The sequence below is a fragment of the Pseudomonas sp. XP1 genome (genome assembly GCF_053557675.1).
The window spans coordinates 106,747-120,143 of record NZ_JBNRIJ010000012.1; the positions used below are offsets into that span (position 1 = coordinate 106,747).

At 62.6% G+C, this 13,397-nt stretch carries 14 protein-coding genes; 10 read left to right on the plus strand and 4 right to left on the minus strand.

Annotated elements, in window-relative coordinates; genetic code table 11:
- Positions 1–27 precede the first annotated feature (27 nt).
- From ACK1U9_RS13445 to ACK1U9_RS13465, 5 genes are all read left to right on the plus strand, one after another.
- Entirely contained in the window at positions 28–597 is a 570-nt protein-coding gene (locus ACK1U9_RS13445; RefSeq protein ID WP_108481573.1) for a DUF2796 domain-containing protein, read from the plus strand.
- Positions 598–1,308 carry an ABC transporter ATP-binding protein gene (locus tag ACK1U9_RS13450; RefSeq protein ID WP_046615946.1) on the plus strand — a complete coding sequence of 237 codons (711 nt, stop codon included), beginning with the start codon at positions 598–600 and terminating at the stop codon, positions 1,306–1,308.
- Positions 1,308–2,573, plus strand: a complete 1,266-nt coding sequence (locus tag ACK1U9_RS13455; RefSeq protein WP_085601407.1) for an ABC transporter permease — start codon at positions 1,308–1,310, stop codon at positions 2,571–2,573. Before ACK1U9_RS13450 ends, ACK1U9_RS13455 begins: the two co-directional genes overlap by 1 nt.
- 165 nt (positions 2,574–2,738) lie before the next feature.
- Positions 2,739–3,233: a DUF3299 domain-containing protein gene (locus tag ACK1U9_RS13460; RefSeq protein ID WP_075044449.1), complete on the plus strand. Its 495-nt coding sequence runs from the start codon at positions 2,739–2,741 to the stop codon at positions 3,231–3,233.
- A gap of 109 nt (positions 3,234–3,342) precedes the next feature.
- Positions 3,343–4,026: an OmpW/AlkL family protein gene (locus ACK1U9_RS13465; protein WP_046615944.1), complete on the plus strand. Its 684-nt coding sequence runs from the start codon at positions 3,343–3,345 to the stop codon at positions 4,024–4,026.
- On the opposite strand, the gene ACK1U9_RS13470 is transcribed toward ACK1U9_RS13465, so the two are convergent.
- Positions 4,014–5,219, minus strand: a complete 1,206-nt coding sequence (locus tag ACK1U9_RS13470) for an MFS transporter (RefSeq protein ID WP_449109945.1) — start codon at positions 5,217–5,219, stop codon at positions 4,014–4,016. The genes ACK1U9_RS13465 and ACK1U9_RS13470 overlap by 13 nt on opposite strands.
- 102 nt (positions 5,220–5,321) lie before the next feature.
- On the opposite strand from ACK1U9_RS13470, the gene ACK1U9_RS13475 reads away from it, so the two are divergent.
- The gene (locus ACK1U9_RS13475; RefSeq protein ID WP_046615942.1) at positions 5,322–5,765 is read left to right on the plus strand and encodes a winged helix-turn-helix transcriptional regulator; all 444 of its coding nucleotides are present in this window, start codon (positions 5,322–5,324) and stop codon (positions 5,763–5,765) included.
- 113 nt (positions 5,766–5,878) lie between these two features.
- Here the strand turns inward: ACK1U9_RS13475 and ACK1U9_RS13480 are convergent, their stop codons facing one another.
- Entirely contained in the window at positions 5,879–6,811 is a 933-nt protein-coding gene (locus ACK1U9_RS13480; RefSeq protein WP_046615941.1) for an NAD-dependent epimerase/dehydratase family protein, read from the minus strand.
- Positions 6,804–7,688, minus strand: a complete 885-nt coding sequence (locus ACK1U9_RS13485) for a sugar nucleotide-binding protein (RefSeq protein ID WP_046615940.1) — start codon at positions 7,686–7,688, stop codon at positions 6,804–6,806. Before ACK1U9_RS13485 ends, ACK1U9_RS13480 begins: the two co-directional genes overlap by 8 nt.
- A gap of 264 nt (positions 7,689–7,952) precedes the next feature.
- On the opposite strand from ACK1U9_RS13485, the gene ACK1U9_RS13490 reads away from it, so the two are divergent.
- Together ACK1U9_RS13490 and ACK1U9_RS13495 are read left to right on the plus strand one after the other, a co-directional pair.
- The gene (locus ACK1U9_RS13490; protein ID WP_108481576.1) at positions 7,953–8,993 is read left to right on the plus strand and encodes a hypothetical protein; all 1,041 of its coding nucleotides are present in this window, start codon (positions 7,953–7,955) and stop codon (positions 8,991–8,993) included.
- Between the two features lie 17 nt (positions 8,994–9,010).
- Entirely contained in the window at positions 9,011–9,805 is a 795-nt protein-coding gene (locus ACK1U9_RS13495) for a TSUP family transporter (RefSeq protein WP_449109946.1), read from the plus strand.
- Between the two features lie 8 nt (positions 9,806–9,813).
- Here the strand turns inward: ACK1U9_RS13495 and ACK1U9_RS13500 are convergent, their stop codons facing one another.
- Positions 9,814–10,623 (minus strand): helix-turn-helix domain-containing protein, encoded by an 810-nt coding sequence (locus ACK1U9_RS13500; RefSeq protein WP_085601402.1) that lies wholly within the window; start codon positions 10,621–10,623, stop codon positions 9,814–9,816.
- Between the two features lie 178 nt (positions 10,624–10,801).
- Here ACK1U9_RS13500 and ACK1U9_RS13505 point away from each other — a divergent pair, with 178 nt between their 5' ends.
- Positions 10,802–12,244, plus strand: a complete 1,443-nt coding sequence (locus ACK1U9_RS13505) for an alanine/glycine:cation symporter family protein (RefSeq protein WP_046615936.1) — start codon at positions 10,802–10,804, stop codon at positions 12,242–12,244.
- Positions 12,245–12,316: 72 nt separating this feature from the next.
- Positions 12,317–13,306 carry an asparaginase gene (locus tag ACK1U9_RS13510; RefSeq protein ID WP_046615935.1) on the plus strand — a complete coding sequence of 330 codons (990 nt, stop codon included), beginning with the start codon at positions 12,317–12,319 and terminating at the stop codon, positions 13,304–13,306.
- Positions 13,307–13,397: the final 91 nt, after the last annotated feature.

Here is a 13,397-nt window from a genome sequence, read left to right on the forward strand (position 1 = left end):
ATCTTCCCGCCCGCTCCGGAGTCGTCCATGCGTCGCCTGTTGCTCGCCCTGCCCTTCGCCCTGCTGCCCCTGGCCGTGGCCCATGCCCACGATGATGACCATGATCACGACCACGCCCATGGCACCCTCGGCGCCCACGAGCATGGCGTGGCCAGGCTCAACGCCGTGCTCGATGGCAACACGCTTGAGCTGGAGCTGGACAGCCCGGCAATGAACCTGGTCGGCTTCGAACACGCCGCCAACAGCGACGCCGACAAGGCCAAGGTCGCGGCGGTGCGCCAGCAACTGGAGCAACCGTTGAAGCTGTTCGGCCTGCCTGCTGCCGCTGGCTGCAAGGAAGACCAGCAGGAACTGGAAAGCCCGCTGTTCGGTGATGCCCCGAAAGCCGACGATGGTGACGAGCACGAGCACCAGCACAGCGACATCGGCGCCCATTACCAGCTGACCTGCGCCAACCCCGACAAATTGACACAGGTGGACCTCGCTCCGCTGTTCAAGGCCTTCCCGGCCACCCAGAAGATCAACGTTCAACTGATTGGCCCCAATGGCCAGAAAGGCGTGGAAACCACGCCGGCCAAGGCCGCGGTCGCGTTCTGAATGCGCCAGCCGTTGATCGAACTGCATGATTTGGTGTTTGCCTGGCCTGGCCAGCCGGCGCTGCTGGATATTCCGGCATTCCGCCTGGAGGCTGGCGAAGCCCTGTTTCTCAAGGGCCCCAGCGGCAGTGGCAAGACCACATTGCTGGGCCTGCTGGGCGGGGTGAACGTGCCGGGCCAGGGCCGCATCCAGTTGCTGGGCCAGGACCTCGGCCGCCTGGGCCAAGGCGCCCGAGACCGCTTCCGGGTCGACCACACCGGTTACATCTTCCAGCAATTCAACCTGCTACCGTTCCTCTCGGTGCGCGAAAACGTCGAGCTGCCTTGCCGCTTCTCGCGCAGCCGCAAGGCCCGCGCCGAGCAGCGCCATGGCAGTGTCGACCAGGCAGCCATCACGCTGCTGGCCCACCTGGGCCTGGACGACCCCGCCCTGCTCGCCCGCCGCGCCGACAGCCTGTCGATCGGCCAGCAGCAACGGGTTGCCGCCGCCCGCGCACTGATCGGCCAACCCGAACTGGTGATCGCCGACGAACCGACCTCGGCGCTGGATGCCGACACCCGCGAAGCGTTCATCCACCTGCTGTTCGGTGAATGCCGCGCCGCCGGTGCCAGCCTGCTGTTCGTCAGCCACGACCAGAGCCTGGCACCGCTGTTCGACCGCCATCTGTCGCTGGCCGAACTCAACCGTGCCGCCAAGCCCCGGGAGGCCTGATGTACCTGCTCCGCCTTGCCCTGGCCAGCCTGGCCAACCGCCGCTTCACCGCATTCCTCACCGCCTTTGCAATTGCCCTGTCGGTGTGCCTGCTGCTGGCCGTTGAACGGGTCCGTACCGAGGCCCGAGCCAGCTTCGCCAGCACCATCAGCGGTACCGACCTGATCGTCGGCGCCCGCTCCGGCTCGGTAAACCTGCTGCTGTACTCGGTGTTCCGCATCGGCAACGCCACCAACAACATCCGTTGGGACAGCTATGAGCATTACGCGAAGGACCCGCGGGTGAAATGGGCCATTCCCATCTCGCTGGGCGACTCGCACCGCGGTTATCGGGTGATGGGTACTACAGGCGACTACTTCAACCATTACCAGTACGGCCGCCGCCAGCACCTGGAATTGAACCAGGGCCGCGCGTTTGCCGATGATCCGTTCGAGGTGGTGCTGGGTGCCGAAGTGGCCGAGGCGTTGCACTACAAGCTAGGCGACAAGCTGGTGCTGGCACATGGAGTCGCAGCGATCAGCCTGGTCAAGCATGACGACAAGCCATTTACCGTGGTCGGTGTGCTCAAGCGCACCGGCACACCGGTCGACCGCACACTGCATATCAGCCTGGGCGGCATGGAAGCCATCCACATCGACTGGCACAACGGTGTACCGGCCCGTGGCGCCGGGCGCATCAGCGCCGAGCAGGCACGGACCATGGATCTGCAGCCTGCCGCAATCACTGCGTTCATGCTCGGCCTGAACAGCAAGATCGCGACATTCAGCCTTCAGCGGGAGATCAATGAATACCGCAGCGAGCCATTGCTGGCGATCCTGCCCGGGGTAGCCCTGCAGGAACTGTGGAGCCTGATGGGCACTGCGGAGCAGGCGTTGTTCGTGGTGTCGCTGTTCGTGGTGCTGACCGGCCTGATCGGCATGCTTACGGCGATTCTCACCAGCCTCAATGAACGCCGCAGGGAGATGGCGATATTGCGCTCGGTTGGCGCCAGGCCGTGGCATATCGCAGGGCTGCTGGTGCTGGAGGCACTGTCGCTGGCGGCGGTCGGGATCGCAGCCGGGCTTGGCTTGCTGTATGCGGGAATCGCCCTGGCACAGGGGTATGTGCAAGCCAACTATGGTTTGTACTTGCCGCTGGCCATGCCGAGTGTTCATGAATGGACGTTGCTGGCTATCATCCTGGGAGCTGCGCTGCTGATGGGCAGCGTGCCGGCGTGGCGGGCCTATCGCCAGTCGTTGGCCGATGGCCTGTCCATTCACCTCTGAGTGCGTGCAATGATCCAGTACCTCACGGCCTTCTTCGCGGGTGAACCCGCTACCACAAGGTCTACCACAAGCTTCAAAGCCTGCGCAGGACCTGTGGGAGCGGGTTCTGTGGGAGCGGGTTCACCCGCGAAGAGGTCAGTACAGGCAATACGGCTACTCCTGGTCATGCTGCTTTCGCTGGCATCGCCCACCTGGGCCTCGGAACCACGCGAACTGGACTGGCCCGCTCTCATCCCCGAAGGCGCCCCGGTCATCCCGCCCCAACTTGCGCCGCTGCACGACATGTCGCAGCTCAGCAACGCCCTGTCCGCCGAGTCCGCACCACCGGCGCGCCAGCAGGCACCCGACGCCCCGGTGGTAAAAAGCCTCGACGGCCAGCAGATCAAGCTGCCCGGCTACATCGTGCCGCTGGAAGTGAGCGAAGAAGGGCGCACCACGGAGTTTCTGCTGGTCCCCTATTACGGCGCGTGCATCCACGTGCCACCACCACCCTCGAACCAGATCGTGCACATTTTCAGTGAAATGGGCGTGCGCGTAGAAGACCTCTACCAACCTTACTGGATAGAGGGAAAGCTGCAGGTTAGAGCCTCCAGCAGCGAACTGGCCGATGCCGGTTACCAGATGGAAGCCGAGAAAATCTACGCTTATGAGCTGAGATGAGAACTGTTTCGAATTCGTGACGACGCTTCTTTGAGCTGGGTCAAACTTTCTGTTTAACGGCATCCGTACCATTGGACTACTCGATTACTCACGTCCTCTGGGAGCTTCCATGAACAAGTCCTTGCTCAGCGCCGCCCTCGCGGCCCTGGCGCTCGCTGCCCCTGTCGCCCACGCCCACCAGGCAGGCGATATCATCGTCCGCGCAGGTGCCATTACCACCGCTCCCAACGAAAGCAGCGGCGACCTGAAATTCGACGGCAACAAAGTCTCGGGCACCAAGGCGACTCTGGACAGCGACACCCAACTGGGCCTGACCTTCGCCTATATGCTCACCGACCATATCGGCCTGGAGCTGCTGGCAGCCACCCCGTTCAAGCACACCGTCGGCGTCAAAGGTCTGGGCGGCGGCCTGGACGGCAAGCTGGCCGACATCAAGCAATTGCCACCGACCCTGTCGTTGCAGTACTACCCGATGGAACCGACTTCCAAGTTCCAGCCGTATGCCGGCGTCGGCATCAACTACACCCTGTTCTTCGATGAAGACCTCAGTAGTGCACGCAAACAGCAGGGCTTCAGCAACCTGAAGCTGCAAGACTCGGTCGGCATCGCCGGCCAGCTGGGCATGGACTACATGATCACCGACAACTTGCTGGTCAACGCATCGGTCTGGTACGTCGACATCGACACCAAGGCCAGCGTCAACGGCCCGAGCGCACTGGGCTACAGCAAGACCAAGGTCGATGTCGATGTCGACCCGTGGGTGTACATGGTCGGCCTTGGCTACAAGTTCTGACCTGAACACTGCAGGGCGGCTTCGGCCGCCCTTGCGCGCTGCAGCCATAGCCAATACCCCAGCGCCACCGCGCTGATGCCCATCCCAAGCCCACACACCGCTGCCCAACCCCAATGGGCATACACCCAGCTCGCCAGCACTGCCCCCACTCCACTGCCAAGCGAATAGCTGCACATGTAGGCGCCGATCAACCGGCTGGCCATTGCGCCACGCCCGGCCAGCAGCAGGCTCTGGTTGGTGACATGCACTGCCTGCACGGCAAAGTCCAACATCAGCACACCCACCCCGAAGGCCATCAGTGAATGCCCGACGAAGGCCGTGGGCAGCCATGACAGCACCAGCAGAACCAGCGCTACCCCGGTGGTGCGCTCCGCTAGCCCCTGGTCGGCCAGGCGACCGGCGCGCGCTGCCGCCAACGTGCCGGCAACACCCGCCAGGCCGAACAGACCGATCTCGGTATGGCTCAGCGCCAGTGGCTCGGCACTCAGGGGCATGACCATGGCACTCCAGAGCACGCTGAACGCAGCGAAGATCAACACGCCGAACAACCCGCGCTGACGCAGCAGCCGGTCGTGCCGGTACAGCCTGAACTGAGCAACGATCAGCGCCCGATAACCAGACCGCAGCGACCCCGGTTGCCCCGTGGGCAGGTTGCGCCACAGCACCAGGGCCAGCAGCATCAGCAGCCCCGCGGCAACCAGGTACACACTGCGCCAGCCAGCCAGGTCGGCAAGCCCGCCCGACACCAGCCGCGCCAGCAGAATGCCCAGCACCACGCCGCTGGTGACGGTGCCTACGGCCTGCCCTTGCTGGCCGGGGGCGGCAAGGCTCGCGGCATGCGCCACCATCACCTGCACCATGACCGCCATCAACCCGGTGATGACAAGGGCCAACAGCATTAGCGCCCAGTTGGGCGCCATGCCTACACCAATCAGCGCCAGGGCCGAGAACAGCATCTGCCCGAGCAACAGCCGCTTACGGTCGATCAGGTCCCCCAGCGGCACGATCAGCAACAACCCCAGGACATAGCCCGCCTGGGTCGCGCCAACTACCCAACCAATCCGCTGCTGCGCCACGCCCAGGTCAGCGGCCATCGACTCCAGCAGGGGCTGGGCGAAATACACTGTCGCCACGGCCATGGCGCTGGTGATGGCCAGCAGCAGGGTTATCCAGCGTGTCAGTGCAGGGTTCATCGGGCCGGCCTCGTCAATCTGGTTTCGAATTGAAACTACATGCTGGCTATTTAGCAAATGTGGTTTTAATCTGCAACCAGATGAACGCGAAAGGCCCCATCCATGCTCGATGAAAACAATACGCAATGTCCCGTCGCCCGTGCCCTGGAGGTGCTGGGAGACCGTTGGGCGCTGATGATCCTGCGCGACGCCTTCGATGGCCTGCGGCGCTTCAGTGAGTTTCAGAAAAACCTGGGGCTGGCGAAGAACATCCTCGCCTCACGTTTGAAGTGGCTGGTGGAAAGCGGGCTGCTGACGCTGCAGCCGGCTTCGGATGGCAGTGCCTACAAGGAGTATGTGCTGACCGAAAAAGGACGATCGGTGTTCCCGGTGGTGGTTGGCTTGAGGCAGTGGGGGGAGCGGTTTCTGTTCGAGGCGGGCGAGCTGCGTTCGGAGTTGGTGGATGGCGATACGGGGCAGGCGCTGGAAACACTGCAGGTGCGGGCCCGGGATGGGCGGGTGCTGGCGGCAGGGGATTGCCTGCGAAAAGTGGTGCGGCATCGATGATTGGGGGTTGCTGCGCAGCCTATCGCCAGCAAGCCAACTGCCACAGGATCGCGTACTCGCCCTTTTGGGAGCTGGCTTGCCGGCGATAGGGGCGCAAAGCGCCCCCAAGAATTTCAGCCCTTGCCCAAAAGCCGCGCCAGCCCCTCGACCATTGGCGTCGCCTGCGGAAACTCGAACCGCGCCAACAAGCGCTGGTTATCCGCCCGCGAATGGCGAATGTCACCCGAACGTGCCGCCACATAACTGACCGCCGGCAAGCTACCCACCACCTTCTCAAGCGCTGCCAGCAACTGGTTGAGCGACGTTGCCTGGTTGAGGCCGATATTCACCGCCCCCTCCTCGACCTGCGGCTGCTCCAGCGCCTGCACCATCACTTGCACCAGATCGCCCACGTAGAGGAAGTCCCGGGTCTGCTCACCGTCACCGAACACCGTAATCGGCAAACCCTTCACAGCGCGCTCGGAGAAGATGCTGATCACCCCGGAATACGGCGATGATGGGTCCTGGCGCGGCCCGAAGATATTGAAGAAGCGGAACACCACCGGCTCCAGGCCATGCTGGCGACGGTAGAAGTCCAGGTACTGCTCACTGGCCAGCTTGTCCACTGCATACGGGGTCAGCGGCGCCTTGGGGGTGTCTTCGGCAATCGACTCGCCTTCACCATTGTTGCCGTACACCGCCGCACTGGAGGCGAACAGCACCCGGCGCAACCCATGCACGCGCATGGCTTCGCACACGTTGAGAGTGCCGATGAAATTGCTCTGGTGGGTCCGCACCGGGTCCTCCACCGAGGCCTGCACCGAGGCCACCGCTGCCAGGTGCACCACGGCACTGCAGCCAGCCGCAACCTGCGTGACCAGCCCGGCATCGGCAACATCGCCTTCAACCAGTTCCAGGCGTGGGTGGTCGACCTGCAGGTTGCCCCGCTGGCCAGTGGAAAAATCGTCGAGAATGCGTACGGCGTAGCCTTTGTCCAATAACGCATCGCACAGATGGGAGCCAATGAAGCCGGCACCGCCGGTGATCAGGATGGGGGCGTCAGCCATGGCGGTAGAACCGGTCCAGTAGAGGCGGCAGGCCGGCACGCCAGGCGCGCGGCTTGATGCCGAAGGTATGAAGGATTTTCTTGCAGGCCAGTACTGCGTGCTGCGGCTCTTCGCTGGCATCCGGCCGAGCGGCATGGGCCTGCGGCGTCGGTGCCTGCACGGCCAACTGGCGGTACTGGCCTGCTTCGGTAAGGATCGCCTGGCCCAGCGCCAGCGGCGTGGTCGCCTCGTTGCCGGCGTAATGGTAAGTGCCCCACAGCGGCGCACTGCAATCAAGTTGCTTGAGCACCGAGAGGATCACTCGGGCGGCGTCGTCGACCGGCGTCGGGTTGCCACGCCGGTCATCCGCCAGCAGCAGCTCCTGGGGTTGCTCGGCACGGGTCAGGAAGCGACCCAGCGCCCCGTCGATGCTTTCGTCGAGCAGCCAACCAAAGCGCAACAGCACGTGCTGCGGGCAAGCCGCGCGCACGCTCTGCTCGATGCGCCACAGGGCCTGGCCACGAAGGCCCAGCGGCATCGGCTCGTCCTTTTCGCTGTAGGCCGTGGCCCGCGAGCCATCGAACACGCGGTAGCTGGAAGGCTGCACCAAGGTGATCTGGTGGTGCTGGCACAGCTCTGCCAGGCGCTCCACAGCCCGTTCCTGCTGGGCAAGGCGCTGCTCACTGACCGACTCGGCCTGGAACCAGTCGAAGTAATAGGCCAGGTTGACCAAGGCATCGGGACGATGATCGTCGAGCAACTGAGTGAGGCTGGCCGGCGTCCAGCCGTTCTCGGGCGGGCGCGGCGCCAGGAATGCGATGTCCTCCTCGGCCCCAAGACGAATCAGCGCTTGCCCGAGGGCATTGCCACCACCCAACAGCATTAGGCGCATACGCATAGAGTCAGCAGATCCGGAGAGGTTGATTGAAGGAAAGGGGTCATTTTGCGGTTTCCGGGCGGGGAAGTCCAACACCGGCCCCTTTCGATGCCACAGGCGGTAGTGATTCCAAAGTTCCACATTTCAACACCACCACAGGCAGAAATCTCCTACGACATACCAGGAACGAGCTGACTTTCATGCAGCAGCACAACCGCATTGAATAGTTGACTCCCCCACTTGCCAGCCGGGGAGCTTCACAAAAACAAGTACAGGGAACGTTCAATGCCTCATTCGGAAGTTGCATACCTGGATTTCAGCCCGGAGCAAAGCAAGGCCATAACCTTTGCAAGCCAGACCATTGCTGACTTGGGTGGCCCGGAGGCCAAAGGTGTAGCACTTCAGGCTCGTATATTCGCCGATCAACTCGAGCGAGCCTTGAGTGAGGAACAGCGCGCGCTGTTACAACGCTTCAGTGAAGGCCAGCTATCTGCCTTGATGTACAGGCAGATGCCTTGTGCCAACGAGCCAATACCAGAGTACCTGCCCGACATTTCCGCCCTGGCGCAAAACCCTCGATGCCAATACCTTGCCTCCCGCAATCAACTGCTGCTGGAGCTCGTGCGCTACCGCAATTTCGCCTTCGATATAGACAACGATGGTAAACAGGTTCGCCTGGTCGGCAACTTCAAGGGCGGTGGCCGCGTTCCGCGGCTTGACGAAGACCCCTGCCTGGAAGTTGAAACCAGCTCGCATGCGGGCTTGCGCTTGGGGCCGCACACTGAAGCGCCCTACAACTGCTCGACAATTTCCACCAATGCCAACTCCCCTGCCCCCTCTGCACTTATTCTGACTGCGCGCTGGAACCCCGCCAATGAACCTACGAATGTCTTCCCGCTCCGGGAAATCATCGAACGCTTGGGTAGCCTGGACACACTTGCGCTGTCTTCAACGTCTTTCGACTTCACCCGCAGTGACTGCTTCGCTCCCGGACAGGGCAATGCAGGCAAAGCAGTTTCAATTCTGCAATTCGAGCCCAATGGTGGTTTCTCTGTTCGTTACAACAGCTATCGCTTCAGCCTGAATGAACGCGCCTGCAGCGCAGCGGCGCGCGCTTTCGACTCCTTTCAGAAAGCACTGGATAACGCACGACCACTGGCGTTTGTCCTGCAGCCTGACAGCGCTCTGTTGATCAACAACAGCCGGGCCTTGCACGGCCGCGACATGGTTCAGGACAACCGGCGGCTGCTCATCCGTCAATTCGGATACTCCCCCTTCGCGGTACCGTTGGTGCTCGCTGAAGACCCACTGCTGGTGCGTGGCTGATCCCAGGAAAACACCCAATGATCGAATTCGACGTAACGCTTGTTCTGACGCTCGCACTGGTGGCACTGATGGCCGGCTTTTTCGATGCTATCGCCGGTGGTGGGGGCCTGATCACGCTCCCGGTGTTGTTCATTGCCGGTAACGAACCCTTGGCGGCAATTGCCACCAACAAGTTCCAGGCGGCTTCGGCTACGGTTTCGGCTACGTGCGCCTTCGCCCGCAAAGGCATGATCGACTGGCGACGGGGCAGCCCAATGGCTGTCATGTCGTTTATCGGAGGGGCGTTGGGTGCCTTGTCGATAACTTACGTGCCCAAAAGCGTTCTGCAGGCGTGCGTCCCACCACTGCTGATTCTGATAGCCGCCTACTTTGCCTTCAGCCCAAAGCCGAATGAACAAGCGCGCAAGGCAAAGATATCGACCAGCCTGTTCTGCGTGACGGTTGCACCGATCATTGGCTTTTATGACGGTATCTTCGGCCCTGGTGTCGGCTCGTTCTTCATGCTGGCCTGCGTGATCCTCCTGGGCCAGCACTTGATACAAGCTGTGTGTACCAGCAAGCTTTTGAACGCAGCCTGTAACCTGGGCGCATTGTCAGTCTTTTCAATCAGCGGGGCGATCATCTGGCCACTGGCCCTGGCAATGGCGTTCGCGGCTTTTGCGGGGGCTCAATTGGGCGCACGCTGCGCAGTGCACTTTGGCCCACGGCTGATCAAGCCATTGCTGGTCGGTGTTTGCTGCATCATGGCGATCAAGTTGCTGCTCGACCCAGGCAACCCGATTGGCGAGTGGTTACATCAACTTTTTCTCTGAAAAATACATCACTCGATCTCGAACAGGCTGTTACGCAACGGGCCCACGCTCAGCCGCTCACGCACATCGTCATCTATGCGTGGATCATCCGGCCGGTACAGTTTTACCTGCCGGTAGGCATTGATGCGATTGATCTCCTCGCCCAGGTATTCCCACACCACCCGGGTGCAGGCCGGGTTGCGCCGGTCGCCGCTGGAGACGCCGGCCTTCAAGCCGTTCAGGCGGGTGATGCGGCTTTTGAAGCTGGGGATGAGGATGGTCTGGCTCATTTCGTTGAAGGTGAGCGACTCGTAGTCGATCAGGAACACCCGGTCCTGCAACTGGAACGCCGCGCCCAGGTAGCGGCAACGCACCTCGGCATGCTGGTCGGTGGCGCTGGAGCGTTCCTGGCGTTCCTGGCGCTCGAACAGGAAGCGGCCCCGCTCTTCCCACAGGTGCACCAGCGACACCAGGATCGTGCCCGGCACCGACATGCAGTTGGAATACTCGAAGTAGTAACCGCAATAGCGCGACAGGTTGCCGGCGTGTTCATGCAATGGGCGGAACAATTCACTGATCGGGTCGCCGGGCTGCTCGGCCAGCGGCGATACACGGGCGCCAATCAGGCGGGCGAACTGATCGGCCGGCAGGCTCAGTTCGTAGTCCTCGACCCCGAAGAAATCGCCGATGCGCTTGAGGTTGTAAGCCGTCGGACGGCTCTGCCCGCTCAGGTACTTGTTGAACTGCGCGCGATTGATCGACAGCTGGCGGCAAACTTCGGAGATAGAGCGGTAGTGGCTGCAGGCCAATTTCAGATTGGTAGCGAAATGATCGCTCATGGCAGGGACTCAGGTGACGCGAATGATGCCAGTGTAGCATCAAGTCGCATCAAATCAGAGCAACCCGCGAAATTGTAACCACTCTTGTCATAGCCAACCATGCGCCCCAACGAATAGCGGTGCGCCTGCCGTCCGCTGGTCTTTCCACACGAACAATAAGAATCGAGGTCATTTTCCAATGCTCGAAGTACTCAACGATTTCCTCTCGGGGAAACTTCTCATTGTGCTGATCGTAGGGCTGGGTAGCTACTTCACCATCCGTTCCCGGTTCGTCCAGTTCCGTCATTTTGGCCACATGTTCGGTGTGTTCAAGGAATCGCTGCGTGGCCAGGCAGGCCAGCTGAGTTCCTTCCAGGCCCTGATGCTGAGCCTGGCCGGCCGCGTGGGCGCCGGTAACATCGCCGGTGTCGGCATTGCCGTGACACTGGGTGGACCAGGCGCTGTGTTCTGGATGTGGGTCACCGCACTGGTGGGCATGTCCAGCAGCTTCTTCGAATGCACCCTGGCCCAGGTCTACAAGCGCGCCGATGGCGATGGGCTGTACCGTGGTGGCCCGGCCTACTACATCCAGCACGGCCTGAAGCTGAAAAGCATGGCCATCGTGTTCTCGATCCTGCTGCTGGTCACCTACGGCTTCGCCTTCATCGGCCTGCAGTCGTACACCGTGACCCACTCGCTGCAGAACGCCTTTGCCTTCGACCCCAAGCACACCGGCATCGTACTCGCCGTGCTGCTGGCCATCACCTTCATCGGCGGCATCAAGCGCATCGCCGCGGTGTCCGACCTGCTGGTACCGGTCAAGACCCTGGCCTACATCGGCGTGACCCTGTACGTGATCGGCACCCAGATCGAACACGTGCCGGCCATGCTGGAAACCATCTTCAAGAGCGCCTTCGGCCTCGACCCGGCATTCGGCGGCCTGCTCGGCAGCGCCATCGTCATGGGCGTGAAGCGTGGTGTGTTCGCCAACGAAGCGGGCCTGGGCAGTGCGCCGAACGTCGCCGCCGTGGCCGCCGTGAAACACCCTGGTGCCCAGGGCGTTGTCCAGGCCTTCAGCGTGTTCCTCGACACCTTCGTGATCTGCACCTGCACCGCGTTGCTGATCCTGCTGTCGGGCTTCTACACCCCGGGCTTCGAAGGTGACGGCATCGTCCTGACCCAGAACTCGCTGGCAGCCGTGGTCGGTGACTGGGGCCGCGTGTTCGTCAGCGTGGCGCTGTCGCTGTTCGTCTTCACCTGCATCCTCTACAACTACTACCTGGGCGAGAACAGCCTGCAGTTCCTCAGCCGCAACCGCGTGGTACTGATGGTGTTCCGCGGCCTGGTACTGGCGCTGGTGGTATGGGGTTCGATGCAGGACCTGTCGACCGTGTTCGCCTTCGCCGACATCACCATGACCTGCCTGGCCTTCGTCAACCTGGTGGCCTTGGCCCTGCTGTTCAAGGTCGGCCTGCGCGTGATGCGCGACTACGACGAGCAGCGCAAGGCGGGCGTCGACCAGCCAGTGTTCGACTCGGCCAAGTTCACCGACCTGGACCTGGACCGCAATGCCTGGCCTGCCAATCCGCAGGCGGAAACAGCCACTGACAAAGCGGTTGGCCAAGCCCAGACGCAGCGCTGATATCCTGCCCTGCCCAGCCGCCCCGTTCGCGGGCGGCTTTTCTTTCTCCGCTCATCGCTCCGGATGCTTTCCATGCGTGTAGTAAAGAATCTTCTCGTTCTCTATACCGGTGGCACCATCGGCATGCTCGAAACACCGGAAGGCCTGGCGCCGGCCGGTGGTTTCGAAGCGCGGATGCGTGAACACTTCTCCCGGTTGGCCGATGCGCCCCAGGTGCAATGGACCCTGCAGGAACTGAACCCCCTGCTCGACAGCGCCAACATGCAACAGCACAACTGGCTGGCGATGCGCGATGCCATCGTCGCAGCGGTAGAAGTGGCTGGCCATGACGGCGTGCTGGTGCTGCATGGCACAGACAGCCTGGCCTACAGCGCTGCGGCATTGTCGTTCCTGCTGCTGGGCCTGCCGGTGCCGGTGCTGCTGACCGGCTCGATGCTGCCGGCAGGTGCCGCGGGCAGCGACGCCTGGGGCAACCTGTGTGGCGCACTGCGCCAGTTCGAACAAGGGCTGGAAGATGGCGTGCAACTGTATTTCCATGGGCAGCTGCTGCATGGCTGCCGGGCGTCGAAGCTGCGCAGCGAGGCGTTCGATGCCTTTGCCGCGCTACCGCGTCATCGTGACAGTGAGCGCGCCACGGCGATCCCAGCCGAACTTGGCTACAAGCACCCGCGCCAACCGGTCAACCTGGCGGTAGTGCCGGTGTTCCCGGGCCTGCAGGCCGGGCACTTGCAGGCACTGCTGGGCAGCGGCGTGCAGGGGTTGCTGCTGGAGTGCTACGGCAGCGGTACCGGGCCATCGGATGACCAGGCGTTGCTGGATGTGCTGAGCGCGGCACGCCAGCGGGGCGTGATGCTGGCGGCTATCAGCCAGTGCCCTGAGGGGTCGGTGGTGTTCGACACCTATGCGGCGGGTAACCGCTTGCGCGGGGCCGGGCTAATCAGTGGCGGGGGCATGACCCGGGAGGCGGCGCTGGCCAAGATGGTTGCGCTGCTGGGGGCTGGGCTGGATGTCGACACGGCAGAACGGTGGTTTGCCCTGGATCTGTGTGGGGAACGGGCCTGAGTGTTGCCTGGTCTGGCCCTATCGCCGGCAAGCCAGCTCCCACAGGGATAGCACAAGGCCAGAGGCCTGTGGAGTACCTGTGGGAGCTGGC

Bases quoted from the DNA above. Each gene is read 5' to 3' on its own strand.
- ACK1U9_RS13470 (WP_449109945.1), bottom strand. From the start codon at position 5,219: ATGAACCCTGCACTGACACGCTGGATAACCCTGCTGCTGGCCATCACC.
- ACK1U9_RS13505 (WP_046615936.1), top strand. From the start codon at position 10,802: ATGCTCGAAGTACTCAACGATTTCCTCTCGGGGAAACTTCTCATTGTG.
- ACK1U9_RS13480 (WP_046615941.1), bottom strand. From the start codon at position 6,811: ATGGCTGACGCCCCCATCCTGATCACCGGCGGTGCCGGCTTCATTGGC.
- ACK1U9_RS13475 (WP_046615942.1), top strand. From the start codon at position 5,322: ATGCTCGATGAAAACAATACGCAATGTCCCGTCGCCCGTGCCCTGGAG.
- ACK1U9_RS13460 (WP_075044449.1), top strand. From the start codon at position 2,739: ATGCTGCTTTCGCTGGCATCGCCCACCTGGGCCTCGGAACCACGCGAA.
- ACK1U9_RS13500 (WP_085601402.1), bottom strand. From the start codon at position 10,623: ATGAGCGATCATTTCGCTACCAATCTGAAATTGGCCTGCAGCCACTAC.
- ACK1U9_RS13495 (WP_449109946.1), top strand. From the start codon at position 9,011: ATGATCGAATTCGACGTAACGCTTGTTCTGACGCTCGCACTGGTGGCA.
- ACK1U9_RS13490 (WP_108481576.1), top strand. From the start codon at position 7,953: ATGCCTCATTCGGAAGTTGCATACCTGGATTTCAGCCCGGAGCAAAGC.
- ACK1U9_RS13450 (WP_046615946.1), top strand. From the start codon at position 598: ATGCGCCAGCCGTTGATCGAACTGCATGATTTGGTGTTTGCCTGGCCT.
- ACK1U9_RS13485 (WP_046615940.1), bottom strand. From the start codon at position 7,688: ATGCGTATGCGCCTAATGCTGTTGGGTGGTGGCAATGCCCTCGGGCAA.
- ACK1U9_RS13465 (WP_046615944.1), top strand. From the start codon at position 3,343: ATGAACAAGTCCTTGCTCAGCGCCGCCCTCGCGGCCCTGGCGCTCGCT.
- ACK1U9_RS13510 (WP_046615935.1), top strand. From the start codon at position 12,317: ATGCGTGTAGTAAAGAATCTTCTCGTTCTCTATACCGGTGGCACCATC.
- ACK1U9_RS13445 (WP_108481573.1), top strand. From the start codon at position 28: ATGCGTCGCCTGTTGCTCGCCCTGCCCTTCGCCCTGCTGCCCCTGGCC.
- ACK1U9_RS13455 (WP_085601407.1), top strand. From the start codon at position 1,308: ATGTACCTGCTCCGCCTTGCCCTGGCCAGCCTGGCCAACCGCCGCTTC.